18 protein-coding genes and 3 pseudogenes are annotated in these 25,567 nt (G+C 69.2%); 9 read left to right on the top strand and 12 right to left on the bottom strand.

Going from position 1 to position 25,567, the window contains the following annotated elements; all coding sequences use genetic code 11:
* Positions 1-326 precede the first annotated feature (326 nt).
* Positions 327-1,685: a pentapeptide repeat-containing protein gene (locus ACZ7M3_RS34570; RefSeq protein WP_472068532.1), complete on the top strand. Its 1,359-nt coding sequence runs from the start codon at positions 327-329 to the stop codon at positions 1,683-1,685.
* Between the two features lie 323 nt (positions 1,686-2,008).
* Here ACZ7M3_RS34570 and ACZ7M3_RS34565 read toward each other — a convergent pair whose 3' ends face one another.
* The 7 genes from ACZ7M3_RS34565 to ACZ7M3_RS34535 all read right to left on the bottom strand — a co-directional run bounded on the left by ACZ7M3_RS34565 (position 2,009) and on the right by ACZ7M3_RS34535 (position 10,189).
* Positions 2,009-5,038: a hypothetical protein gene (locus ACZ7M3_RS34565; protein ID WP_472068530.1), complete on the bottom strand. Its 3,030-nt coding sequence runs from the start codon at positions 5,036-5,038 to the stop codon at positions 2,009-2,011.
* Positions 5,039-5,434: 396 nt separating this feature from the next.
* Positions 5,435-6,082, bottom strand: coding sequence for a hypothetical protein (locus tag ACZ7M3_RS34560; RefSeq protein ID WP_472068700.1), 648 nt, complete (start codon positions 6,080-6,082; stop codon positions 5,435-5,437).
* 181 nt (positions 6,083-6,263) lie between these two features.
* Positions 6,264-6,425 (bottom strand): hypothetical protein, encoded by a 162-nt coding sequence (locus tag ACZ7M3_RS34555; RefSeq protein WP_472068528.1) that lies wholly within the window; start codon positions 6,423-6,425, stop codon positions 6,264-6,266.
* A gap of 41 nt (positions 6,426-6,466) precedes the next feature.
* Positions 6,467-6,727 (bottom strand): Hint domain-containing protein, encoded by a 261-nt coding sequence (locus ACZ7M3_RS34550; protein ID WP_472068526.1) that lies wholly within the window; start codon positions 6,725-6,727, stop codon positions 6,467-6,469.
* Between the two features lie 155 nt (positions 6,728-6,882).
* Positions 6,883-7,614, bottom strand: coding sequence for an RHS repeat-associated core domain-containing protein (locus tag ACZ7M3_RS34545; protein ID WP_472068524.1), 732 nt, complete (start codon positions 7,612-7,614; stop codon positions 6,883-6,885).
* Between the two features lie 108 nt (positions 7,615-7,722).
* A complete protein-coding gene (locus ACZ7M3_RS34540; RefSeq protein ID WP_472068522.1) occupies positions 7,723-8,997 on the bottom strand; it encodes a M20 family metallo-hydrolase in 1,275 nt (424 codons plus the stop codon).
* Between the two features lie 73 nt (positions 8,998-9,070).
* Positions 9,071-10,189 carry a diaminopropionate ammonia-lyase gene (locus ACZ7M3_RS34535; protein WP_472068520.1) on the bottom strand — a complete coding sequence of 373 codons (1,119 nt, stop codon included), beginning with the start codon at positions 10,187-10,189 and terminating at the stop codon, positions 9,071-9,073.
* A gap of 115 nt (positions 10,190-10,304) precedes the next feature.
* On the opposite strand from ACZ7M3_RS34535, the gene ACZ7M3_RS34530 reads away from it, so the two are divergent.
* The 5 genes and pseudogenes from ACZ7M3_RS34530 to ACZ7M3_RS34510 form a co-directional block, all read left to right on the top strand.
* Entirely contained in the window at positions 10,305-11,246 is a 942-nt protein-coding gene (locus tag ACZ7M3_RS34530) for a LysR family transcriptional regulator (protein ID WP_472068518.1), read from the top strand.
* 181 nt (positions 11,247-11,427) lie between these two features.
* The gene (locus ACZ7M3_RS34525) at positions 11,428-11,901 is read left to right on the top strand and encodes a hypothetical protein (protein ID WP_472068516.1); all 474 of its coding nucleotides are present in this window, start codon (positions 11,428-11,430) and stop codon (positions 11,899-11,901) included.
* A 591-nt stretch (positions 11,902-12,492) separates the two neighbouring features.
* Positions 12,493-12,675: pseudogene (locus ACZ7M3_RS34520) on the top strand (ferredoxin); the annotation flags it as partial.
* A gap of 419 nt (positions 12,676-13,094) precedes the next feature.
* A complete protein-coding gene (locus ACZ7M3_RS34515; RefSeq protein ID WP_472068514.1) occupies positions 13,095-14,297 on the top strand; it encodes a cytochrome P450 in 1,203 nt (400 codons plus the stop codon).
* 72 nt (positions 14,298-14,369) lie between these two features.
* Positions 14,370-14,795, top strand: a pseudogene (locus tag ACZ7M3_RS34510) (nucleotidyltransferase family protein); the annotation flags it as partial.
* On the opposite strand, the pseudogene ACZ7M3_RS34505 reads toward ACZ7M3_RS34510, so the two are convergent.
* Positions 14,787-15,460: pseudogene (locus ACZ7M3_RS34505) on the bottom strand (IS5 family transposase). The pseudogenes ACZ7M3_RS34510 and ACZ7M3_RS34505 overlap by 9 nt on opposite strands.
* Positions 15,461-15,936: 476 nt before the next feature.
* Between ACZ7M3_RS34505 and ACZ7M3_RS34500 the strand changes: the two are divergent.
* Together ACZ7M3_RS34500 and fumC are read left to right on the top strand one after the other, a co-directional pair.
* Positions 15,937-17,634 carry an NAD-dependent malic enzyme gene (locus ACZ7M3_RS34500; RefSeq protein ID WP_472068512.1) on the top strand — a complete coding sequence of 566 codons (1,698 nt, stop codon included), beginning with the start codon at positions 15,937-15,939 and terminating at the stop codon, positions 17,632-17,634.
* The gene (fumC, locus tag ACZ7M3_RS34495) at positions 17,631-19,103 is read left to right on the top strand and encodes a class II fumarate hydratase (RefSeq protein WP_472068510.1); all 1,473 of its coding nucleotides are present in this window, start codon (positions 17,631-17,633) and stop codon (positions 19,101-19,103) included. The genes ACZ7M3_RS34500 and fumC overlap by 4 nt, the downstream gene beginning before the upstream one ends.
* A 323-nt stretch (positions 19,104-19,426) precedes the next feature.
* Here fumC and ACZ7M3_RS34490 read toward each other — a convergent pair whose 3' ends face one another.
* On the bottom strand, positions 19,427-19,804 hold the full coding sequence (locus ACZ7M3_RS34490) for a MerR family transcriptional regulator (protein WP_472068508.1): 378 nt from the start codon (positions 19,802-19,804) through the stop codon (positions 19,427-19,429).
* A 117-nt stretch (positions 19,805-19,921) separates the two neighbouring features.
* On the opposite strand from ACZ7M3_RS34490, the gene ACZ7M3_RS34485 reads away from it, so the two are divergent.
* On the top strand, positions 19,922-20,995 hold the full coding sequence (locus tag ACZ7M3_RS34485) for an alkene reductase (protein WP_472068506.1): 1,074 nt from the start codon (positions 19,922-19,924) through the stop codon (positions 20,993-20,995).
* A 350-nt stretch (positions 20,996-21,345) separates the two neighbouring features.
* On the opposite strand, the gene ACZ7M3_RS34480 is transcribed toward ACZ7M3_RS34485, so the two are convergent.
* The 3 genes from ACZ7M3_RS34480 to ACZ7M3_RS34470 are packed head-to-tail and all read right to left on the bottom strand — an operon-like array spanning position 21,346 to position 25,312.
* The gene (locus ACZ7M3_RS34480; protein ID WP_472068504.1) at positions 21,346-23,208 is read right to left on the bottom strand and encodes a GMC family oxidoreductase; all 1,863 of its coding nucleotides are present in this window, start codon (positions 23,206-23,208) and stop codon (positions 21,346-21,348) included.
* Positions 23,205-24,599 carry a hypothetical protein gene (locus tag ACZ7M3_RS34475; protein ID WP_472068502.1) on the bottom strand — a complete coding sequence of 465 codons (1,395 nt, stop codon included), beginning with the start codon at positions 24,597-24,599 and terminating at the stop codon, positions 23,205-23,207. The genes ACZ7M3_RS34480 and ACZ7M3_RS34475 overlap by 4 nt, the downstream gene beginning before the upstream one ends.
* Positions 24,596-25,312, bottom strand: a complete 717-nt coding sequence (locus ACZ7M3_RS34470) for a FadR/GntR family transcriptional regulator (protein ID WP_472068500.1) — start codon at positions 25,310-25,312, stop codon at positions 24,596-24,598. The genes ACZ7M3_RS34475 and ACZ7M3_RS34470 overlap by 4 nt, the downstream gene beginning before the upstream one ends.
* Between the last annotated feature and the right edge of the window lie 255 nt (positions 25,313-25,567).

The raw sequence follows: 25,567 nt of genomic DNA, 5'->3' as shown, positions 1-25,567 counted from the left end.
GCCGCCTTCGGGCTACGGTCGCCTTCGCGCGGTCCGCAATCGGCTGACCGACCGAAGACACGATTCTGCTCGCCTTCGCTGAGCGAACAAGCGCGCCCCACTCAGTGCGTCTGTGCGGAGGCTCCGCCGACGCCGCAGCACCGGGGCTCTTCGAGGACCAGGCAGAGCCAGCCGGACCGCCTGTTCCTCTGATCCGCCGCCTCGCAATCCACGGGAATGCTGGAAAGCTGAGCTAGGCCTCCCTACAGTCACCGCATGGCGGACTTGTGGGGCCCTGGAGGCGGCGGGGGCGGCAACGCGGGTTGCGGCTACGGCCGGTTGGCCTTGTGCTGCTCTTGGCCTTCGCGGCCGCGCTCATCGTGGCGGGCGGCGTGTTTTGGATCCTGGTTGCACTCCTGGGCGTGCATCAGTTGAAGCCTGAGGCCCGGCTGACGTCCAAGACGCTGTTCGATCTGGTGAAACTCTCCTTCGGAGTGGTCGCAGGATCGGGCGCTCTCGTTGCTCTGGTGGTCGCCTACCGGCGGCGACGCGTCGACGAAGACGGGGAACTGCGCGAGGCGACGCGCCTGCACACGGAACGGTTCACCACCGCGGTCTCCCAACTCGGCGATACCTCGCCTGCCGTCCGTCTCGGTGGAGTCCACGCCCTGTCCGGGCTCGCAGACGACGCCCCCACCAGGGGTCTCCGCCAAACCTGCATTGACGTCCTGTGCGCCTACCTCCGGCTGCCCTATATACCCGGCCCCGGCCTCGGAGATCAGAACGCCCGCCACAACTACCTCGCCTTCCGCGAAGTCCGCCACACTGTCGTCCGACTCATCCGCGACCATCTCCGCGTAGCGGATGACCACCCGAAAACCTGGCAGGGCCATAGCTTCGACTTCACCAACGTCGTCTTCGACGTCGGCGACTGGTCCGACGCGCGGTTCTCCGGCGCACGGGTTTCCTTCAACGGCGCCGAGTTCTCCGGCGGCGAGGTCATCTTTGACGGCGCGGAGTCCTCCGGAGGCAAGGCCACCTTCAACGGCGCACAGTTCTCAGGAAGCCAGGTCTACTTCTACGAAGCACAGTTCTCCGGAAGCCGCACCTCCTTCAACGTTGCGCAGTTCTCAGGAAGTGCGGTCTTCTTCAACCGTGCACAGTTCTCCGCCGGCGAGGTCACATTCGACAGTGCCGATTTTTCCCATGGCCGGGTCTCTTTCGACGGCGCGCAGTTCTCCGGCGGCGAGGTCTCCTTCGCCGCAGGATTCTCTGGCGGCAATGTCTCCTTCATGGGCGCGGAGTTCTCCGCGGGCCACGTGTCCTTTGGCGGGCACTTCTCCGCCGGTGAAGTCTCCTTTGGCTCACGACTCGCCAGCGGGCGAGCCTCGTCCGGTGCCCGGTTCTCCGGCGGCCGGGTTGCCTTCGAGGCACGGTTCGTTGGAGGTCGAGTCTTCTTCGGCGACGCGAAGTTCTCAGGCGGGGAGGTCATTTTCACAGGGCAATTCGTCAGAGACGAGGTGTCCTTCGACAGCGCGCTGTTCGCTGGCGGCATTGTTTCCTTCGCCGGTGCAGACTTCATCGGTGGCGAAGTCGACCTAAGCGATGCGTTGGGCACTGCCCCTGTCGATTTGGTTCCTCCACCTGGAAATCCGCTGCCGCTGGGCCTGTTGTTGCCTGAAAGGTGGTACTGGGCAGCAGGGTGACGGGGCAACAGGATGCCCCGTCGACCAACTGCTGGGTAAAGCCTCAGCAGGGCCAGCTCTTGGCGCATTGCCTCGGAGACGCCCTCCACAACGGCTCAACGAATCGCGTAGGCGCGTCGCCCTCGCCTTCGCCTCAGCCGTCGACAGGCTCGCCGGTGCTTGCGATGGCAGGCGGGCTCGTTGTCGGACTGCTGGAGCACCGCGTCGGGGCGAGCGGCCCGCGGTACGTCACCAGCGTCACGACCTGCCTTAACTCCCGCTAATGCTCAAGCGACTCGCATTCAGGAGCGTCGGGGTACAGGAAGTCGCAGTTCAACGCCCTGTCATGGTGCTGGCCAGGTGGGAAGTTGCCAGGACGCGGCTGTCGTCCCGTCGGGCCGGAGCCCGTACGTCTGTAGGAGTTGTGCTTCCGCTTGCCGGCCTGTGGTCGTGAGGTGTTCCGCGAGCAGAGCCAGGGCCGGAGGTTCCGTGGTCCAGGAATCCGCGTCGCTGCGTCCGCGAAGCAGTTCGCGGCGGATGAGGGTTTCCGCCTCGTCTCCGCGTCCGGCTCGTTCGAGGATGTGGACGCTCTCCGTGAGGGCCGCAGGGTTGCCAGCTTCCACGAGGTCCCGCCAGACGCCCAACGCGTCTTCATCCTGGTCTTGACGCTCCAGGAGCCCGGAGAGGTGCTGCAGCAGGGGCCAATGCTGTGTGGGCAGCGCGGCCCGAAGCGCGCCTACGGCTTCGTCCAGGTTCCCGGCTGCCTCGGCTCTGGCCGCCTCTGCCATGGCCTCGGTCCGCGGATCGGGCTTGCTGTGCCCCCATTCGAACGTCATGCCCCTGTGAGCGACGTAGGCGTTCGGCGAGGGCCGGCCGGTATCGGAGACGCCGTCGGATGCCGCCTGGCTCGGGCTGTCCCAGGTACGGACCGCGTCGAGCCATTCCCGCGCGTTGTCGTCGCCCGCTGCGGCCAGGGGCGCGAACAGTGAGTGGATCCGGTCTTCCCTCCCGGCTTCGTAGAGGAGATTGATGAGATCGCGGCGACAGCGGTACACGTCGTCGCGGGCCAGCGGCCAAAGTATCTCTTCGGCTTCCTCCTGCCGGCCGCGCGTGGTCAGGAGTTGCGCCAGACTCCGGGCCGCATCGATCCATTCGCCGGCCTTCGGGCGGATCCAGGCTTCAGCCTCGTCCCATCGCTCGCTCTCCACCAACAGCCAGTACACCGAGAAGAAGGCCCGTTCATTTCCGGCTGACCAGGCCTGTCGCTGCCAATGCAGTGCCGCCTCGACGTCTCCGCTTTCTTGAGCCATCAGCGCTGCGGCAACCATGCCGTCAGCCTTCCCCGCTGTCGCGGCGGCGGCCGTGTAGCGGACCGCCTGGTCGCGCATGCCAAGGTCGTGCAACAAGCCCCCGAGGACCACATGGTCGTCAAAGTCCCCCGGCTTCTGGACGGAGCTGTGCAGGAGGAGGGCAGCGTGCTGGTAGAGGGCCCGGTCCTTGGCGTTCTCAGCCAGAGCTCGCAACGCTTGAGGCTCCGTCTCGTGGGCGACTGCGGAGTCCCAGAAACTGGTCGGCACCAGGAATCTGTTGCGCTCCACGGTCTGCTCTAGGTAGTCGGCGAGGTCGTAGACGTCAGGAACAGCGCCCATTCCGCCGGGGCTGGGGATCAGGTTCAGGGCTGAGGTGACCTGCATGACAGGGTGCAACGCATAGGCGATGGCCTGTTCGAACCAGTCGTCGTCAGCATGCGCGCGTTGGGTGGGCGAAAGGTATCCGGGCATGGCGTCGCGGAGCAGGGCTGCGGAGAGCGGCAGGCCATGTCCGAGCCGTCGGGCGTCGATTGCTGCGGTGATGAGAGCTTTGCCGTAGACGTTGGTGGCGTGCCGCCAGTGGTCAAGCAGATCGGGTCCGGCGGCGAGGGTCTGGCAGATCGATCCGGGCTCGTACGCCGTGGCCAGCGCCTTGGCCAGGGAGGCGTCAGTGAGGGCTACTTGCCGCAGCTTGGTGAGGGCAAGGCCGGTGAAAGTGTCCGGCACCTGGATCAGCCGCGCTCGCCGCAGCAACGTACGGGCCTGCCGGTGCGGATCCGGTCGGGTGGCAGGCGGTATGTCAGTGAGCGAGCGATAGGGCCCGGGCCAGATCGTGGCCAGGATGACGACGGGCCCTCGCAAGTCCAGAAGTCCGTGCAGACCGGCGGCGACGGTTTCCCCCTCGGCGCCCTCCAGGAAGTGGTGGACGTCGTCGAGCCAGAGCACAGTCCGGGGAGGAAGGTGGTGCTTTTCCAGCAGCGTGATGAGGTCCGGCCTCGTCCTAGGCTGGAGTAACTGCCAGTCGGTCAGCTGGTCCTTGACGGCCTCGTAGGCTGTACGCGTCTTCCCCGTGCACGATCCGCCACGCAGGAGCACAAGTTCCACGCCGGCCCCAGCGGCGGTCTCTGTGAAGTGCTGGCGAGTGACGTGGTCGTGCGGACGAGCCACGAATGCCGGGAGGACGTAGTGCCCGGTTTCTTCGAGTTCGCGGGCGTCACCGGTGATCGCCGGGTGGACGCCGAGGCGTTCAGGTGCACATTCCTCGACGGAAAGCGCTCCACTGCGGGACGCGACGGAGACGGTCTGCGATCTGGGGATGTCCGTCGGCGGATCGGTGTCGGCCGCGGCCAGCAGGAGGCGCTTGAGGGTGGTGTAGGACCGATGACGGGTCGTGTCCGGGCGCACGATGGTGAAGTGGTCACCTGGCAGGACCCCGGCATCAGGGAATACGCCGCGGGCCGACGCAGGCGTGACGACGTTGTCGGTCTCCCCCGCGTAGACCGAGAACGGGATCGGGCACGTGCGCTCGGTGGCCACGCCGGCGTTGACGATGTCGCGCAGAACGGTTCGCTGGGTGTCGGTGATCTGCTCGTCAAGGGGGCGCAGCTGGCGCTCCTGGGGATTGGCCCGAAGCGTCCAACGGCGCAGCGTCAGACCCAGCTGGGAGCCGTTGTTCGGGCAGGCGAACAAGACTACGCGGCGGATCCGCCCCAACTCCTCACCGCGCCCTTCGGTGAGCATCCGCGCCAGGAAGCGTTGCACGACCAGCCCGCCCTGGCTGTGAGCGACCAGAGCCAGACGCCTGAAGCCCTCGGCCTCGGTATCCATGAACTCCTTGAGGTTGTCGGCCACGGTGTCGAACGTGGGGATCCGACGCAGCGGGCCGGGTTGCACCAGCCTGGTCGCGTACTGGAAGCGCATGGGCGTCATGGCTGCGAGAGCGGTGTCGCTGGCCATCAGGCGCCCGAACGCGTCCCACATGGCGGGCGAAGATTTGAATCCGTGGACGAAGACCACGCCAAACCCATCGTGCCTCCCCATCAGCTCCCCCAACTGCTCTGCCACGCCTTCCGATCAGTGAGGCCAAGATACTGAAGGCGCAACGGTGGCGGGAGATCTGTACCAAACCAGTGCCTACAGGGACAGCAGCGTGGACGGACATACCCTCGTATGCAATCCGCCGGGTGCTTGTTCACTCGACATCTGCAGTACCGGCCACACCCCCACCGTGCCGTCGAGCGCACCGTCTGGCCGATGGCGACCTTCGCCGTCTTCGACGATCAACGCGTGCACGCGGACTCGCTCGACGCTCACCGCGCGTGTGAACTGCTGCTGACGGCCTGCGCCCGTGGGCACAGGATTGGCTGGAAGATCTTGCACAAGGCTCGCCGAGCGCTGCCCGGGACCCTTCGACCAGTGACCATCCTCGAGGCCTCGCTCGCTGCCTGTCGCGCTGCCGCGTCAGGAGCGCGGGACGGCCTCACTGATGTCCTGGTGCATATGGTCCACGAGTTCGCCCATTTCGCGGATGTCGGAGTTCGAGGTGTCGGCGTTCTGCGCCGCACGGCGCAGCCAGTCGGCGGTCGTCAGGGCGAGTGCGGTGGCGTCTTCCTCACGGTTGTCGCCGAGGAGTTCCTCGATCCGGAAGGCGAGACCGCCCAGGGTTTCATCGTTGGTCTCCGGCGTCAGGTAACCGCGCAAGCCTGTGGGGTACGGGTCCTGCGCTCTGGCGTGCCGCACAGCGGCAAGGACCGCGGGGTCGTCGCTGTACCGGTCGAGATGGCCCAGGAGGACGTAGATCCGCGCGATCAGCCGTGGCCGCCCGGGATGGCGGTCCAGCCAGGCCATCAGCTCGCGCTGGCCACCGAGGTGGTCGACGAGCGGGGTCAGCGCCTCCACCGACTTGGTGGGGAGATCCCAGTGGTGGGGAAGGAGCTGGGCCACTTCGTCGGCGAGGCTCGCCTCGTCCTCGGGGCTGAGCGTACCGGCGGTGAACCCGCCGGCCTTCAAGTTGTCCAGGGCGAACCCGTCCGGCCCTGCCTGGTGGGTGAGGCGTGAGGAGCCGTGCCGCCGGCGCAGCAGTTCACCGACGCTCTTGAGGAGCGGCATGTCGTGCACGAAACCTCCTGATGAATGCTCTCAAGGGCCCCTCGTCCGGGACGGGGAAAGCGGACGACGCGGTCTGGACGGCGATGCCGATAGGTGATCTCCGACGTCAGCACCACTACCCTGCCGCCCGGTCGCGGTGTCCGCGCGCCCGGTGACCCGGATGAGTGCGGAGCGCTTGGCGTCAGAGGAGCTGGGTGTGTCCGGTCGGCGGGCCGGCCTCTCGGCGCTGCCCGCCGTCGACGTAGCCACCCAGACCGAATGGCCCGAGCCACTCCTCGATGCCCTCCACCAGATCAGCGACAACCCAGACATGGTGCTGCACGACCTGCAGGGGCTGTTCCACGAACTGCCCCATACCAGCCACAGCCTCTCCCCCTGGGCTGCTCATGCCGTGTCCACGGTGAGCTCGGTGAAGTCTTTGTCCGTCGTGGTGGCGATGACGTTCTGAACCGGCTCCGGGGCCGTGACGCCGGTCTGGGGGTCGGTCGCCAGGACTGTATCGCCGACCTTGACCTTGCTGATCGGCTTCGATGAGCCTTCCGCCAAACGGACGGCGGTGCTGAGTACGAAGCTGTGCGTCACGCAGCCTGCCGCGTCTTCGGCCGCGCCGGCTCCCGCGCTCTCCGCCTTCTCCGCGTCGACCACGGAGCCTCCGCCTGGACCGCGTCCTATAGGCGTCGGTGAGGCCGATGACGTCTGCTGCCAGGCTGAGCAAGCGGTGTTTGAAGCCGGACGCCTGTCTCTTCGCCGCGGCCGCCGCCTCGTCTGCGGTGGCTTTCTGAGGCTCCAGTGCACGTTCCTCAGCCTGCGCGTGGGCCGTGCTGTTGCTGACGCCGGCCTTGTAACGCTGGGCGTTTGCCTTGGTGTTGGTTGGCGTGCTGCCCGAACCCGCGTGGTCGTGCAGCGCCGGCGCGTGAGAGTCGGTGTCGGTGGGCGTCCGGTTGAGGCAGCTGGGGCAGTCGCGAGTCGGGCAGTCGACGTCCGCGCAGGCACCGGTCGGGTCGGAGCCGGTGCCCGGGGTGTCGTCGACGTAGCCGTAGGCGATCCAGGACTGCAAGGGCGGCGGTGTCCAGCAGGGGGTCGGGGCTGAGGAAGCGGCCGATGGACGGGTCGTACTCCCGGGCACCGAGGTTGGTCAGGCCCGTGTTGTCGTCCTGGGTACCGCCTGCGTACCCCCGTTGCCCGGTCCAGGTTCCGGACTGGTCGCGGGACTCGCCGAAGGGTTTGTATTGGCGGCGGGTGACCTGCTGGGTCTGGGCGTCGGTGGCCAGGGTGCCCGTGCCCTGGCGGTCGGGGATCAGGTAGGTGAAGTGGTCATCGGAGGAATGCGCGGCCACGGTCTCGCCGGCGAGGGAGATGTAGCGCACGCCGTCGGCGCTCGTGGCGTCCTTCTTGAGCGTGATCTCCTCGTCGCCCGCGAAGAGGGTGGTGGTGTCGGGGCTGTGGCGGAGCAGCAGGTTTCCGTCGGCGTCGTAGAGGTACTGATGCTGCGCAGCGGCGAGTACCGCAACCGCGCTGCCATGGGCGAACACACCATCCGCGTCTTCGGTCTCAACCGCCCCGATCTCGTCGCGGGCCGCAAGGACGCCTTCTGCCTCGCCAGCTCTGCCCTGCGGGACTGGCGCGGAGGCCTGTAGTGGTCAGTCCTGGCCGGCCAGGCGGAGGACAGTGGTCGCGAGGACGTTGACGCCGTGGGCGCATGCTTCAGGGGTGGAGTATTCGCGGGGGTTGTGGCTGATGCCGTCGTACTCACCGCGTACGAAGATCATGGCTGTGGGGCAGAGCGCGGCGATCTCCTGAGCGTCGTGCCCAGCGCCGGAGAGCAGGGAGATGTGCTTCAGACCGTGGTCGTCGGCGGCCTGAGCGATGACCTTCTGAACGCCTTCGTCGAAGGGGACGCAGGAGGTCTGGGCCATTCGCCGGGTACGGAGGGACAGTCCTGGCCGGCTGTCTTCCAGAGTGCGCAGGAAGGCGGCGAGGTCCGCCTCCGCGCTGGCCATCCGGGCATCGTCGGGGTTGCGCAGGTCGACGGTCATCTCGGCGCGGGCCGGGACGATGTTGGTCAGGTCCGGGTGGACGGTCAGATGGCCGACCGTCGCGCGCAGGTCGCCGTAGTTCCCGGAGTCGACCATGGTCCGCAGGTGGACGATGATCTGGGCGGCGGCGAGGCCGGCGTCGGCGCGCAGGTGGGTGGGGGTGGTGCCGGCGTGGGCGGCGCGGCCGTGGATGGTGATCGCCTGCCAGGAGATCCCCTGAACGCCGGTCACGACGCCGACCGTGACTCCGTTCTCGGCGAGCACGGGGCCCTGTTCGATATGGCACTCGACGTAGGCGTGCGGCGGGTCGAGGCGTACGTCGGCGGGGCGGTTGAAGCCGGTGCGGGTAAGTTCGGCGCCGAGGGTGAGGCCGTCGCGGTCGGTCAGGGCGTGGGCGTACTGAAGGGTGAGGCGTCCGGCGGCGACCGCGCTGCCCAGCATGTCGGTGCCGAAACGGACGCCTTCTTCCTCGGTGAAGACGCCGACCTCGATGGGGTGGCGGGTGGTGATGCCGCGCTCGTTCAGCACCCGTACGACTTCGATGCCGCCCAGGACTCCGAGGCAGCCGTCGAAGGCGCCTGCGGTGGCGACGCTGTCGATGTGTGAGCCGGTCAGCACCGGGGCCGCGGTGGGGTCGGTGCCCTCGCGGCGGCCGTAGATGTTGCCCATGGCGTCGACGCGGACGTTCAGTCCGGCCTGTTCCATCCACGCGATGACCTTGCGCCGCCCGGCCGCGTCGGCGTCGGTCAGGGCCAGGCGGTTGACGCCGCGCAGACCGGTGCGCTCGTCGTCGTACGCGCCGATCTCGGCGAGGTCCATCAGGGACTGCCACAGGCGGTCGCCGTTGACAGTGATCTTGTCGGGGGTGGTGCTCGTCATGACCTGTCTCTCAGGAGTCGTCGGAAAACGGTGCGGCGGTGACCGTGACCGCGGGGGGACGAAGTGGTGGGGATCAGTGGCCGTGGGTGCTGTGCGGGTTGGCGGCGCTTCCCTCGGTGCTCAGCAGCACCACCGTTGAGGCGGGGCCGAGGCCCAGGGCGGTGCGGCGCTCGTCGGCGCCGTGGCCGGTGAGCGCGGCGCGGAGACCGGCGAGCGGGGCGGCGCCGCAGGGGCCGGAGGAGATGCCGAGGGCGGCGAGGTCACCGGCTGCGCGGGCACTGTCGGCGTCGGTGATGGAGATGGCGGCGTCCAGCCCGCTGCGCAGGTGGGGCCAGGCGATGCTGGAGGGGGTACCGCAGTTCAGGCCGGCCATGGTGGTGCCACCCGTGGTGACGCTGACGGGTTCGCCGAGCGTGAGGCTCTCGATGACACAGGAGGCGGCCTGGGGTTCCACCGCCAGCAGCGCCGGTGCGTGGCCGGCCGGGCGGCTGCGGTAGTGGGTGACGACGGCCTGGGCCAGCGAGCCCACGCCCACCGGGACGGCGACGAGATCGGGTATCCCGGCGCCGGCGGCCGCAAGCTGCTCGTCGATTTCGGCGCAGAGGGTGGAGTAGCCCTCGACGATCCAGCCCGGGATCGTCTCGTAGTCCGGCCAGGCGGTGTCCTGGAGCAGCACCGCGTCCGGCGCGGCAGCCGCCTGGGCCGCTTGCCGCACGGCCTCGTCGTAGGATCCCGCGACCCGGATGACCTCCGCCCCTTCGGCGGCGATGGCGGCCGCGGCCTGCGCATGAACTCCCTGCGGGACGAAGACCTGGGCCCGCTGGCCGAGCAGGCGTGCCACACGGGCCACAGCGCGGCCGTGGTTGCCGTCGGTGGCGGTCACCAGTGTGAGCGGACCCGACTCCTCGCCGTGCGCCGCCCGCTCGGCAAGGGTGCGATGCACCGCCCACGACGCGCCCAGCGCCTTGAAGGCGGGCAGGCCCAGACGGGACGACTCGTCCTTGACGAACACCCTCCCGACCCCCAGCTCGGCGGCGAGCGAGGGGAGTTCGGGCAGTGGGGTGGGGGCGTACTCGGGCAGGGAGGCGTGGAAGGCACGCACCTGGACGGGGGCGGGCGCGCAGGTCCAGGACCTGGCGGCGGGCCGCGCCCACCACCGAACCGCGCGGAGGACGGAAGTCTCTTGAGTCACGCAGACAGCGTGCAGCGCACACATCCATTCGGTCCAGCGAATGTTTCCGACCTATATTCATCAGAGAAACCGACCATTCAAGCTGCGTCGCGACTCCGAGGAGAGCACTCCGCCGATGTTCGACCTGCACCGACTGCGCCTGCTGCGCGAGCTCAAACACCGCGGCACCCTCGCGGCCGTCGCCGCCGCCCTCTCCTACAGCCCCTCCTCCGTCTCCCAGCAGCTCTCCCAGCTGGAGGCAGAGGTCGGCGTGCGGCTGCTGGAACCGGTCGGGCGACGCGTGAGGCTGACCGCCCAGGCGGAGATCCTGGTCGCCCATACCGAGGCGGTGCTGGAGCGGCTGGAGCGCGCCGAGGCGGACCTGGCCACCTCCCTGATCGATCTGACCGGCACCCTGCGCATCGCCTCGTTCCAGACAGCCGCCCTCACCCTGGTGCCCGGCGCGCTGAGCCTGCTGCGCAGCCTCCACCCCGGCCTGCGCGTACACGTCACGCAGATGCCACCGGAAATGGCCCTGCCGGCACTTCAGGCCCGCGACTTCGACCTGGTCATCGCCGAGGAGTACCCGGGCGACCCCAACCCCCGGCCCGCCGAACTGGAACAGGAAGACCTCCTCGACGACACCCTCCACCTCGCGCTGCCCGCATCAGCGGGTGACACCGCCGGGAACAGCCCTACGGCGTCACTGCGCTCGCTCGCCGACCATCCCTGGGCCATGGAACCCGAAGGCACAGCTGCCCGGCACTGGGCCATGACGCTGTGCCGTACCGCCGGTTTCGAACCGGACGTACGGTTCGAAACCACCGACCTCCTGATCCACCTGCGTCTCGTCGAGCAAGGCCACGCCGCCGCTCTGCTCCCCGACCTCATGTGGAACGGGCAGCCCCCGACCGTCGCACTGCGCCCGCTCCCCACCGGCCGGCAAACACGCCGCATCTTCACCGCGGTACGCCGCGGCCGCAGCCAACACCCCGCCATCCAGGCATGCCGCCACGCACTACGGCGAGCGGCCATGCAAACGGCCGCGGCCGACAGCGGCGGGGTGGAGTGGGCGTAGCGCCTGTTTCACACTTCTGTGATCAGGTGACCTTGGCGACCGGATACCGTCGTCCGGATCCCGCTGTGAGGACATGGCATCCGAACGCCTTGGGCCAGCGATGCAGTAACTGATCTCTTCTCGCGCCCAGTTGGACGGGCGCCGTATCTAGGCGGCGATGCGGTGGGCCATCGCCTTGGCCGTGGAGGCTGCGTCATCCAGTGCCCGCTGGCGGGAGGCCGAGGGGCTGTCGACCGAACATCTCGTCCGTGTCCGCTGTCAGAAGGCGGAACTGGCCGGTACGGAACACTGTGCCGCCCAGTGGGGCAGCGTCTTCTGTCTCGTCGACGTCCGGCTTCCCCCCTCTCTTCGGCCGCGCCTGACCCGCTGGACCTCCCCCACGGACGTGGCGTCTGCTGGAACACCGACGGCGTTCGTCACCCCGGGAGAAATCGTGCCGTCCGACATCGTCCAGCGTTCCGCGCAAGGCCTTGCCCACAGCCTCATGGGCCCCGTCGAGGGTGATCACGCTTTCGCCGACATCGGCACCACCACCGCACAGAGCGCGGGCGTCGATCGGCACCGCTCGCACTCCGCCATGACACTCAGGATCGTTGGCGGCGCCACAACCCTCACCGTCACGGTCCACTTGGGCTACCGCCCGTTCGGCAGCTGAACGGGCCCAGGCCCCCGCGCGCTCGACCCTCGAAATCAGGGGCGCCACATGTGGCACTTCGCTCGGATCGCCCACGGGGCGGGGCGGTGCATGTACTGCGACGACAGCCGCGGCACCGACATCGACCACTTCCTTCCCCTGGCCGTGGCGCCGCTGCGTGCCTTCGTAGGGGACAACCACCAGCTCGCTCTGTATGCAGCTGTTGTCGTACCGGTCTCGGGGTTTGCCGATCGAACGAATCACCGAGCAGCAGGAGGCCCTGGTGCTGCCGTCTTCCGCGCCGATGCCCTCGCCCATGACCTGCTCGCCTCGCCGCTGAAGCCTGTGCCCGTCACCGGCTACTCCAGCCTGGGACCCGGACTGGTGGCTGTCGGGCCCAAGCCCGTCCGCCGTTCAGGCGGCCGGCGGCGCCTCGTCTCCCTTGCGGTCGGCCGGTCGGGTGCGCATCGGCTTGCCCGGCCGCCTTCGCCTTGCGAGCGCCCCGCGCAGAGGCTCATCCTGAGGGAGAGACATGCCGACCACCGTATGGGCCGAGCGCAGATGGCTGCGGAGTCTGCGGGAACCGCGGCCCACGCAGGGAGCGGGTTCCAGATGAGGCTTGTCGTCGATCTCAACCGGTGCCGGGGGTTCGCGCAATGCGTCTTTCTCGCCCCGGACGTCTTCGCCCTGCACGGCGGTGAGGCGTTGCTGTTCTCCCCTCGCTTCGACGAGACAGAGCGTGACCGGGTGGAGAGGGCTGCGGCCGCCTGCCCGGTCCAGGCCATCCTTGTCGACCACTCCAATGAGCCGACGAAGGGGGTGGAGCCCTCGCTGGGCGACGAGCTGGTCGTCGCCCGGGGGACGCTCACCGAGGGTCGGCTCGTCGCGGTGTACGGGTACCGCGGCCGCGGTACCCGTACACCGCGTACCGCGGCCGCGCTAGCGCCGCGGCGTCCTTCGACGGAGCCAAGTGGCTGGGGTTCTACGAGCAGCAGACCGCGGCCGGCGCGCCCTTCCCACCGCAGTACCGCACGGTCGACCGTCGCACCGAAACGCTGCAGGCGGTCGACCCCTCCTCAACGGATCCCCATCTGCCCACCCACGGGGCTACGGTCACGCTGGCGGGTCACTCAACGACCGAGCGGCGTGTCGAGTTCGTTCCGTCGCATGCCTGATCACCAGCCCTGCGCCGCACGGAGCCCTCAGGAGACACCATGACGTCCGGCACCCTCATCACGCAGATCACCGACTACGCCAATCGGGCCGATCCGTACCCGCTCTACGCGGAACTGCGCAAGCAACCGGTCAGGCGGCAGGACGACGGCTCCTACGTGGTCAGCACCTACTACGAGGTGCGCAGCCTGGCCAACGACCCCCGGCTGAGCAATGACACGAGGAACCGTCCACCCGGCTACGCCCGCGTCGGGCAGGCGGGGGAGGAGCTCGGCCTGCCGCCCAGCTTCATCTTCACCGACCCACCCGTGCACGACCAGCTGCGCGAGACCATCACCCGGCCGTTCGGTCCCCCGCACAGCCCCAGATTCCTCGACGGACTGCGCGGAGAACTGGCCCAGGTCGTCACCGAACTGCTCGACGCCTTCGAGGGCAAGGACCAAGTCGACATCGTCGAGGACTTCGCCTACCCCCTTCCCGTCACCGCCATCTGCAAGGTCCTCGGCGTGCCACGCGAGGACGAACCGCGCTTCCACGGCTGGGCCGACGCCCTCGCGTCCGGACTCGACCCCCGCCCCGGCGACGACAACAGCCAGGAAAAGACAGACCAGGCACGCCAGGAGCTGGACGCCTACCTGTCCGACCTGATCGAGACCAAACGCCGCCACCCCGGCCCCGGAATCCTCAGCGCACTCGCCCCCACCATGACACCACAAGACCTGCGGGCCACCGCAGCCCTGCTCCTGGTCGCCGGCCACGAGACCACCGTCAACGCCATCACCAACACCACCCTCACCCTGCTGCGCCACCCCAACATCCTCGACCGGTTCCGGAAGGACCCCGACCTGGCCGTCCCGCTCATCGAGGAAGTGCTCCGGTACGAGCCCCCGGTCCAGTTCGTCCCCTGGACCACCGCCCTGGCCGACATCGACGTCGCCGGCACCACGATCCCCAAGGGCTCCCCGGTCTGGCTGATGCTGGCCGCGGCCAACCGCGACCCCAAACGCTTCGAGGACCCCGACCGGTTCGACCCCGACCGCAAGGACAACGAACACCTGGGCATGTACACCGGCATCCACTACTGCTTCGGCGCGCCGCTCGCCCGTATCGAACTGCATCTGGCCGTGCCCGAACTGTTCCGCCGCGTCACGTTCTCCCGACTGCTCGAAGACCCGCCGCCCTACCGCGCCAACGCGGTCCTGCGCGGCCCACGCCACCTCCCCGTAGCGATCGAGGGCAACTGACCGTTTCAGAATGAGACCTTGAGTCTGCAGGCGGTGTCTGTGGCGGGTGATAGGCATGGAGAGTGATCAGTCGTCTTCTACTTCGACGACAGCGACTTGTCATGGGAGGCCGAGGATGCGGTGATCAGGGCAGGTCAGGAAGCTTTTGGGGGTCTCCCCACCCAGGTCGAGATCCGAAACGAGGCGCGCGTCCACCTCTGGTACGAGCAGAAGTTCGGCGTGCCCTGTGACCCGCACACGTCCACAGAGTCGGCCATTGACTGCTTCGCCGCGACGACCTGTTGTATGGGAGTCCGCCTGGAGCCTGACGGGCGGTGGCGCGTCTACGCGCCGCACGGTCTGGCCGATGTGTTCAATCTGGTCGTGCGTCCGAATCCGGTGCTTGCCCCGCAGGAGGTCTACGAGACCAAGGCGGCCCGCTGGAGGCAGCAATGGCCCGAACTCACCGTGCTGGACTGGCCGACAGCCCCGGCGCCGCTGACGGGCCCATCATCCTGATCTGCGCAGGCGGCGGGGGCAGATGATGTTGCAGGCCAGCTCCAGCAGGCTCTGGTGGAGGTCGGCGCGGCGTTCGTAGCGGATCCGCAGGCGCTTGAACTGGTGGAGTCAGGTACATGTCCGTTCGACCACCCACCTGGTGCGTCCGAGACCGGAGCCGCGAGCAGTGCCGCGTCGAGCGATGCGGGGCTTGATGTCGCGCTTCCACAGCAGGCGGCGATACTTGTCGAAGTCGTAGCCACGGTCGGCAAGCAGGCGCTTTGGCCTGTGACGGGGCCGCCCCCGCAACCCACGGATCGGCGCGATTGCGTCCTGCAACGGGATCAACTGCGTGACATCGTGCCAATTTCCGCCGGTCAGGGAGACGGCCGGCGGGGTGCCGTGCCGGACGACGATCACATGGTGCTTGGAGCCGGGCCTGGCGCGATCGACGGGCGAGGGCCCGACATGCTCCCCCCTCTGAACGCCCTGCCGTGGGAGCCGTCGATCGCGCAGTCGTCCATCTCCAGCAGCCCCGCCACCCGCAGCTCGACCAGCAGTGCCTGGTGCAGCTGGGGGACGTCACGCCAGGCCGCACCCTGGCGCAGGACGTGGACGATGCCAGCCGGCGCAACCCGGTCCGGGACCCGAAGTCGCCTCAGATGCGGAACACCGGCTCGTCCCAGGTCCTGGCGAAGCTCGGTATGACGCGAGAGGGAGGCCGGCGTCCACCCAGGTGATCCGTGACGGCTGGCAAGACGCCTTGATCTTCAGCATCCTCGAAGAGGAATGCCGCTTCGGTGCGGGGAGCCCCGCACCAACTGCGTGAGCCGCTTGGACGAACGACGGCTGGCCCACCGACGGTGACGGCCTACTGGCGGGCCAGGCTCCCGGCCCCTCCAACGTTGAGGCGGCTTTGCGCGGGCGCACACAAATCAATCAAGGTCGCGGATGATCAAGCGTTGTGGAGCGTGGAGATCTGACGAGTAGTCAGTTGGCCCGGCTTGAGCCGTCGTTACTGGTGGGCAAGAAGTCGGATCGGCCGCCGGCGCGGTCGCGTCGGCAGCTGATCGGCGGCATACGGCGGCGGACCATGTCGCCGGAATGCGCGGGCTTCCCCGGTGGCACTGCTTGGAGAACGGGTCAAGCATGGAAATAGGGGTTGGACCACTGGAGTCATGCCCATAGAGGGGTTCCCATGCCGATACACACGCATTCTGTCCTGTTGGATCCGCTGGCCAATCGGGGTACCGCGTTCACGGCGGAGGAGCGGGAGCGCCTCGGACTGGCAGGCCGGTTGCCGGACGCTGTGCTCACCCTTGACCAGCAGGCGATTCGCGCCTACGAGCAGTTGCAGCAGGAGCCGACCGATCTGGCGAAGTTCATCAATCTCGAGCAGGTGCACGATCGCAATGAGGTGCTGTACTACCGGCTGCTGCACGACCACCTCGCCGAGTTGCTGCCGGTCGTCTACGACCCGACCGTGGGTGAGGCGATCAAGCAGTACAGCCACGAGTTCCGGGGCCCGCGCGGGGTGTTCTTGTCCATCGAGCGGCCGCAGGATGTGCGCCGCTCATTCGAGGCACTTCAGCTCCACCGGGATGAGGTCGATCTGGTGGTGGTCACCGACGCCGAGGAGATCCTGGGTATCGGCGACTGGGGTGTGCAGGGCATCCAGATCTCGGTGGGCAAGCTCGCCGTGTACACCGCTGCGGCGGGGCTGCATCCCGCCCGCTGCGTGCCGGTGGTCATGGACATCGGCACCGACAACGAGAACCTGCTGAATGATCCCCTCTACCTGGGCGTGCGCCACAGCCGGGTGCGCGGGAAGCCGTACGATTCGTTCATCGAGAACTACCTGGAGACGGTCTCAGAGCTGTATCCGAATGCGCTGCTGCATTTCGAGGACTTCGGGCCGGGGAATGCCCGACGCATCCTGGAGACGTACGGGGACCGCTATCGGATGTTCAACGACGACATGCAGGGCACCGGGGCGATCACCCTGGCCGCTGCGGTCTCGGCCTTGAAGATCACCGGCGAGTCCTTCCGTGACCAGCGCGTCGTGGTCTTCGGCGCTGGCACGGCCGGGGTGGGCATTGCCGACCAGCTGCGTGACGCGATGGTCCGCGACGGACTGGAGCCCAAGGAGGCCACCCGCCGGGTGTGGCTGGTCGACAAGCAGGGGCTGCTGGTCGAGGGCATGCCGGACCTACGTGACTACCAGGCCCCCTACGCACGGCCGGCCTCGGAGGTGCAGGGCTGGGCTGACGGAGACATCGACCTGCTGACCACCGCCCGGCACGTCCATCCCACCATGCTGATCGGCACCTCCACCTCGCCGGGCGCCTTCGACCAGCAGGTCGTCAGCGCCATGGCCGAGCACGTCGAGCGGCCGATCATCTTCCCGCTGTCCAACCCCACGGAGAAGATCGAGGCCATGCCCGCCGACCTGCTGGCCTGGACCGACGGCAAGGTCCTCACGGCGACAGGCATCCCGGTCGACCCCGTCGAATACGGCGGAGTCCGCCACGTCATCGGGCAGGCCAACAACGCGCTGCTCTACCCCGGTCTGGGCCTGGGCACCGTCGTCGCCGGAGCTACACGGCTCACCGCCGGGATGCTGCTCGCCGCCGCGGAGGCGGTGGCCGGTCAGGTCGACGCCAGGGCCCCCGGCGCGCCACTGCTGCCGCCGGTGGCGAACCTGCGCGCTTCCTCGGCCACGGTAGCCGTGGCGGTAGTACGTGCGGCCGTCCAGGACAAGGTCGCCACCCGCCAGCCGGCCGATCTGGTCCAGGCCGTGCAGGACACCATGTGGCAGCCGGTCTATGGACCGCTGTCGGAGAAGGAGGCATCGCCATGACCTCCGCGCACCAGGACGCCGCTACCGGGCAGCCACCGAAGGTGCGGGACATCCCGATCGGCATCACCGCCACTGGCACCCGCCGCGAAACGGACTCGATGGGCGCCATTGAGGTGCCCGCCGACCGGTACTGGGGCGCCCAAACGCAGCGGTCCCTGATCCACTTCTCCATCGGCGACGACCGCATGCCGAAGGCCGTCTACCACGCGTACGGCTACGTAAAGAAGGCCGCCGCGCTCGTCAACGGGCGCGAGGGCCGCCTGCCCGGCTGGAAGGCCGATCTGATCGCGCACGTCGCCGACGAGGTGATCTCCGGCTCGCTGGACGACCACTTCCCCCTGTACGTGTGGCAGACCGGGTCCGGCACGCAGAGCAACATGAACATCAACGAGGTCATCAGCAACCGGGCGATCCAGCTGGTCGGCGGCACGCTGGGGTCCAAGACGCCCATCCACCCCAACGACCACGTCAACATGGGGCAGTCCTCCAACGACACCTTCCCCACCGCGATGCACATCGCCGCCGTCCGCCAGATCCACGAGCACTTGCTCCCGAAGGTGAGGGACCTTCAACACGCCGTGGAAGCCAAGTCCCAAGCGTGGTGGGACATCGTCAAGATCGGGCGCACTCACTTGGAGGACGCCGTCCCGCTGTCCGTAGGCCAGGAGTGGTCCGGCTACGCCGCCCAGGTCTCCGACGCCGTCGACCGCATCGAGGCCACCCTGCCGGGACTGTACGAACTGGCCGTAGGAGGCACCGCGGTCGGCACCGGTCTCAACGCCCCCGAAGGATTCGGTGCCCGGGTGGCACAGGAGATCGCACAGCTGGCCGACTACCCGTTCGCCACGGCCTCCAACTCCTTTGCCGCCCAAGGCAGCCTGGATGCCATGGTGGCGGCTTCGGCCGGACTGAGGGCTCTCGCCGTGCCGCTGATGAAGATCGCCAACGACATCCGCTGGCTCGCCTCCGGCCCCCGCTGCGGCATCAGTGAACTCGCTCTGCCTGCCAACGAGCCAGGCAGTTCCATCATGCCCGGCAAGGTCAACCCGACCCAGTGCGAAGCGATGGTCATGGTCTGCATCCAAGTCCTGGCCGAGGACGGCGCCATCGCCTTCGCCGGCACCCAGGGCAACTTCGAACTCAACGCCATGCGGCCCGTCATCATCAACAACTTCCTGCACTCCGCCCGCATTCTCGGAGACGCCGGCGAGAAGCTGCGAACGTACTGCATCGAAGGCGTCGAACTGCATCGCCAGCAGATCGACGACTACCTCTCCCGCTCCTTGATGCTCGTCACCGCACTCTCGCCGGAGATCGGCTACGACAAAGCCAGCCGGATCGCACACAAGGCGGAGGACGAGGGCACCACACTGCGCGAAGCGGCCCTCGCCACCGGCTACATCACAGCACAGGACTTCGACCGGATCGTCGACCCCAAGAAAATGGTCCACCTCACGGCTGCTTCGTAGCAGACGGCAGGCTTGTCGTAGCGAGTCGCGACGGCCCGGTGCCTTTCCGGCAGGAGTGGCAGCCGCGTCCCCGGTTGAGGTCGTGGAGTCCCGGCGAGGCCGCGCAGCCGGCCCCGGCCGACGGACGAGTGTCATCGCTCTCCGGTCCGACTCCAACACCACCCCGAACTCAGACCCAGAAAGCACCCACCAACGCCAACGACCACGCACCGCCGAGGAGTCCCGCCCCTCATACAAGCTCAACCCCAGACGGTCCCGGCAACCACCGGGGGGCTGCCTGCGTGCCGGAGGAGCCGGGGCCGGCCTGCGAGCCCCTCCCCCAGTCAGCCGACCACAGCCTTCCCCAACTGTTCCCGGTGCGCCCGGGCCCTGGCCATCAGCCCGTCGAGCGTGTCCCTGGTCCGCACGAGGTCGGCGATGTGGGTGGAGAGCCGCTCGCGCTCCAGTGCCATCCGCTCCAGCGCAGAGTCGGAGTTCTCCTCACTGGGGGTGTCGACGCAGGGCAGCAGCTCGGTGATGGTGCGGCTGGACAGGCCGGCGGCGTACAACCGCTGGATGAATGCCACCCGTTCGACCTCGCCGTCCGTGTAGTGCCGCTGCCCGCTCGGACTACGGGTACTGGTGAGCAGCCCCTGCTCCTCGTAGTAGCGCACGGACCGGACACTGACTCCAGCGCGTGACGCGAGCTCCCCGATCCTCACAAAGCCCTCCCGGCTGAGTTCTGCGTCACAGACCCTTGCCTCTGACGTCAGTGTGAGGTTTTAGCGTAGCCGCCGTGCCCGAGGTGCGGGCACGGCGGAACGCGAAGGAGTCCCGACATGACGACCCTCTTCACCAGCTACCGACTCGGCGGCCTCACGCTGCCCAACCGGATGGTCATGGCCCCGATGACCCGGGTCAGGGCCGCCGCCGGTGGCCTGGCGACGTCGTCGATGGCGACCTACTACGCCCAGCGGGCCACAGCCGGGCTGATCGTGAGCGAGGGGGTGCAGCCGAGCACGATCGGGCAGTCCAACCCGGGTACACCGGGACTGCACACCGACGAGCAGGTCGAGGCATGGCGCCCCGTGACGGCCGCCGTCCACGCCAACGGCGGCCGCATCTTCGCCCAGCTCATGCACGGCGGCCGGGTCTCCCATTTCGACACCACCGGCCTGCAGCCGGTCGGGCCCTCAGCCGTCCCCGCGGTCGGCGACGTGTTCACCCCGACCGGACTCCAGCCCGCCCCGACGCCGCGCGCGCTGGACACCGCCGAAGTGCCCGAGCATGCGCGGTCGTACGCCGAAGCCGCGCGCCGCGCCGTCGACGCGGACTTCGACGGCGTGGAACTCCACGGCGCCAACGGTTACCTGATCTCGCAGTTCCTCTCGTCCAACGCCAACCTGCGCACGGACCTCTACGGAGGCCCGGTCGCCAACCGGATCAGGTTCGCCGTCGAGGCCGTCGCCGCCACCGTCGAGGCCGTCGGCGGGGACAGGACCGGCATCCGCCTCTCACCGGGCGGGACGTTCTGGGGAGTTCAGGAGACCGACGTCATCGAGCTCTACGCCGCACTGCTGGCCGAACTGGCCCCCCTCGGGCTGGCCTATGTGCACCTCGAGGCCACCGCCGACGAAGAGGTGCTCGTCGCCCTGCGACGAGCATGGCCGGGCACCCTCGTCATGAACCCCGTCCTTCCGATGGGTCCGAAGCAGACCGGCCGCGACGACGCCGAGCACTGGCTCGGTCTGGGCGCCGATCTCATCAGCTTCGGCCGCGCCTTCCTCGCCAACCCCGACCTGGTCGAGCGGCTGCGGGGCGGGCTTCCGATCGCCCCCGTCGACGAGGCCACGTATTACCAGGGCGGTGACGCGGGCTACCTGACCTACTCGGCCCACCAGTACGGGGCTTGATTCCCAGCTGCGACGAACGGGCGAAACCAGTGCGGGCGGTGGTGCTCAGCCTCGCTCACGAGCACTCCCGCCGGCTGCCCCAGCCCTGCACTCACGAGCGTGGAACGCGTCCGGCAGTACCGGCACCCCGACGCCAGAGGCGCGGGCCCGGTGGGGGCCGGGCTGGAGTGAGGGCGAGGCGTTCTGCGAGCGTCGCGGACGCCGGGGCCGGGCCTGCTACCGGCGCGCGGCCCCGAAGTGATGCCCGCGGCGGCCCGAAAGTGCAGAAACCCGCCAGGGTCTGCTTGAAGAGCCGGAAGGTGGCGCGGTCGGGGCCGGAGCGGCGGCGCACCGCGGACGGCGGCAACTATTCACGACGCCTTCGTCACGAAGCGTTCGGCGACGGCCAGGGCGGCCGCCATGATGCTCAGTTGCGGATTCACCTCCGGACAGCTGGGCAGCACGGAGCCGTCTGAGATCAGCACACCGTCGATGCCGCGCAGGCGCCCGTCCGGGTCGGCGGGTGACCGCTCGGGGTCGGCACCGGCAGCCGCCGTACCCGTGGGGTGAAACGCGGACACATGCAGCTGCCGCGCGGTCACCGTGTCCAGCAGCGCCTCGAGCTGGGCCGGGGTGCGGGCTCGCGGCACCTGCGGTACACCGGTCAGCACCTCCTCGGCGCCCGCCGCGAACAGCAGGCGGCCCATGGCCCGTTGGGCCCGGAGCAGGCGGCCGGCATCGCGCGGCGTCAGGTCGTAGCGCAGCCATGTGCGGTCCCTGCCGAGGACACGCCCCGAGGGCCGGTCGGCGATCATGGCACCGAGTGTCGCGAGCTGATCCGTCCCTTCCAGTTCGCGGCGCAACTCACGTCCGATGCCGGGCAGCACGAACGAACTCATGCCTGCCGGCGCCGCGGTGGCTTCGATCAGGATGCCGTCGTCGCGCAGGTGCTCCACCCCGACGCTCTGCAGAACGCCCTTCCAGCTGGTGACCGGGCGGGCGAAGCGTCCCGCGACGCTGATCGCCGGGTGCACGCTGAGGTTGCGGCCGAGCCGCGGGTGTCCCCCGAGGCCGGAGCGGCGTAGTAGCGGCGGGGTCTGCAGGGCCCCCGCGGCGACCACGACCAAGGGGCTGAGGATCTCCAGTTCGCTGCCGTCCGGGCGGCGAATCAGCACCCCGGCAGCCCGTGGACCGCCCGGCCGGTCGCGGTCGACGAGGATCCGCCGGACGCGAGCGCCCGTGACGATACGGGCGCCGGACGCGCAGGCCTCGGGAAGCACGGACAGCTGGACGCTCTGTTTGGCACCGGTGGGGCAGCCGACGACACACTGGCAAGAGCCCCTGCAACCCGGGGCGTTGCGACGCAAGGGTGCCGCGTCCCAGCCGAGCGCCTTCGCTCCGGCCAGTGCGAGCAGTCCGTTGTTGCCCAGCACCTGCAGCGGCTGGGGTGCCACCCGCAGGGTGCGTTCCACCTCGTCGAGGTGGACGTCGAAGCCTTCGGCCGCCGCGAAGCCGTGCTGGTCCAGCCAGCGGGTGAGGACGTGGTCCGGTGTGCGATAGCACGTTCCGGAGTTGACGACAGTGGTGCCGCCGACCGCGCGGCCCACGGGCAGCACCAGCGGGGGGCTGCCGAGGGCGATCGTCGCGCCGCCGTCCCGGTACAGGTCGGTGAAGCGGTCGAGCGGGGCCCGGCGCCCGAACGACGCACTGGTGTGGTGCTCCCCCTCCTCGAGGACGACGACACGCATCCCGACGCGGGCCAGTGTCCGTGCGGCCATGGCTCCGCCGGCGCCCGAGCCGACAACGACGGCGTCGGCGCTCGAACGCGTGGGCCAGTCGCGGGACGGCGTGCAGTCGAGCGGCGGGTCGTCGGGGCCGGACGCCAGGGGTGCCGGGCGGTGCTGATGCAGCGTCCGTTCGCTACCGGCCGCCAGCAGCAGCGGTACTTTGACCGCGTCCAGGAGCGGCAGCAGGGCCCGGTGGGAACCGAGCGACCCCATCACCTGCTCCCGTTGCGCCGCGCTGAGCGCGGACAGCCGCCTGCCCGTTCGGGCCATGGTGTAGGCGTCGATCGCCGCGGCCGCGGCGCGCACGGCCGTCCGTACCGCAGCGGGCATGGCGTCGAGCAGCATCTCGGCCCTGCGCGGCACGGCCCGCGTCCACGCGGTGGTGCCGTCGTCCGCGAGCAGGGCGGCTGCGAGTCCCGCCAAGGCGGTGGTACCTCGAGAGTTCATCGGTCGCCGACCTCCGCGTGCGCGGTGCCCGACAGCCGCCATACGGCCTCCTGCCGCCATGTGCCCCACCAGCGTTCCAGGCTGACCACCACGTCCGCCCTCTCGGTGTTGCGGCAGACCACGGTGGAGCCGTCGGGGTCGGTGTAGCCGAGCGTCAGTGTGTGTTGCGGCGGCTGGGTCACCGTCACCTGTATGCGGCTCAGGCCCGCCCTGCCCTTGACCCGCCACTCGGGCAGGCGGATGTCCGCGCGGAACCGGCCGATGCCCGCCCAGCCCACGGCAGAGCGTTCCGCGCGCCGGGGCCAGGTACGGCCGTTTCGGTGCAGGCGCAGGAAGACCAGGGGCGGCAGCCTGTCGAGTCCGCGGCGCATGGATACCGCGGCGATGATTTCCAGGACGTCGCCGCCACCCAGGTCGGCGTGGAGCCAGGCCCAGCGGCGGGCGTTGCCGTGGCCGTAGATGCGGGCGCCGGCTCCCGGAGCGTCGTCCAGCCGCAGCTCACCGGTGCCGTACCGGATGGTTCCGCTGTAGCGGGCGCGGGCGGCGGGGAGCATGTGCGAGGCCGGCAGCCAGGGACGTCGCCAGGACCAGCGGGGGAAGGTGTGAAGCGGCGGACCTTCGGGTCTCTCGGTGAGTGCCCAGGCGAACGTCCCCGCAAAGCCGGTGAGCCGGCCGGGTCGGACGCAGATGCCCTCGGCGGTGAAGCCCTCCGGATCCGCCGTCCACGGTACGGGGCCGAAACGTGTGTGTTCGGCGGGGCCGTCCTTGGGGAAGACGGCGATCCAGCCGTGCGCGTAGGCAGCGGACCCGTCGGAGGGCGCCACCAGTTCGTGGTGCAGCCAGATCCCGCTGTCGGTGGCCGGATCGGTCAGGGTCGTGTACCAGACCTCGGTCCGCCCCGGTGTGCCGTCCCAACGCGGCGTCAGATGCCTGTCGGCAGGGGACGCGGCCGCGCGAGGGAACCGGAAGCTCGCGAGGAAGGGCAGCAAGCCGGTGGCGAGGGGAAAGCGCAGCGTGCCCTCGCCCACGCGGTCACCGTCCTCGTACAGGGTGTACGGCAGTACGGTCAGCGAGGCGAGCGGGCGCTTGGGCGACACCGACTTCCAGCCGTCCAGAGTGAGGCGCCGGCCTTCCATGGCGAAGGTGATCCGGTAGCGGATCCTGCGGCGCGACAGGGGCGCGATCTCCAGCTCGCCCTCGGCTTCGGCGTCGTCGGCCCGTCCGGCTATGCGTACCCGTCCGCTCACGTGCGCCCGCGTCGTGCGGTGGGGCAGCAGCACGGCGTCGGCACGGGCCAGCAGGTCCAGCCGCACGGGGCGGTCGCCGTCCTCGTCGGCCAGGCGCACACGGCCCAGCATGGTCTCCTTGAACACCGTCCCGTGTGCGCTCACAGGGCACCTTCCCGGCGTCCGCCGGAGCGTGCCAGCCCCTGGAGCATGATGTGTTCCGTTGCCGACAGGTAGTCGCCCGCGGCGGTGCGTGCCGCCTCCTGGTCGCCGGCGGCCACCGCCTCGACGACGGGTGCCAGACGGTCATGAGCGGCCCAGGGGTCCTTGAAGGGCCCGACCAGCGCGCCGCGCACCGGCAGGTACGCGTTGAACAGGGTGTTGGTCAACAGGACGTACACCCGGTTGCCCGTGGCACGGGCCAGTGCACGGTGCACCTCCACGTCCGCCAGCTGCACGGGCTCGCCCGCCACCGCATCCCCGACGGCCGCCAGCAGCAGACGCAGTTCGGCGACCTGCGCCGCCGTGGCACGGGTCGCTGCGCGTTCCACGATCAGCTCACCGATGCTGCGCCGGACTTCGAAGATCTCACCGATCCAGTCGGGGCTGTGGCGCACGAGCATCGGCAGGAGGTCCGCCCCGCCCAGGCGCAGGAAATCCCGCACCCGGGTACCCACTCCGTGGCGCGTCTCCAGCAGCCCGGCGTGCGCCAGCCGGCCGAAGGCGTGCTTGAGGGAGGTGCGGGTGACCCCGAATCCGTCGGCGAGTTCACGTTCGGGAGGCAGATAGCTCCCGGCGGGATGACGCCCGGCGAGGATGTCCTCGCGCAGCCGCTCCTCCAGCACGTCGACGATCGTCTCGCGTGGCAGTGCTTCCACCCCGGCCCCCAATGATTCAGCGGTTCAGTGGCTCAGCCACTGAACCACTGTTAGTGACACGGCGTCAATAAGAGCGACCGGGACAGCGGCGGCGCCACGCGCTTTGATGTCGGTTCTTCGCGGTGCCGTTGCGGATCGCTGGGCATGGTGACGGTCTGACGAGCACGGGGTCCCTGGCGCCGGCCTACCAGTCCCCGCGTGGCCGCTGGAGTTCATCGCGACGGCGAGGAGATGGCGCCGTTCTGCCCCGCACGG

It is taken from the genome of Streptomyces sp. NPDC111656, from assembly GCF_055656965.1.
Note: the sequence above shows the minus strand (reverse complement) of the source record. Positions and strands in the feature narration are given on the sequence as shown.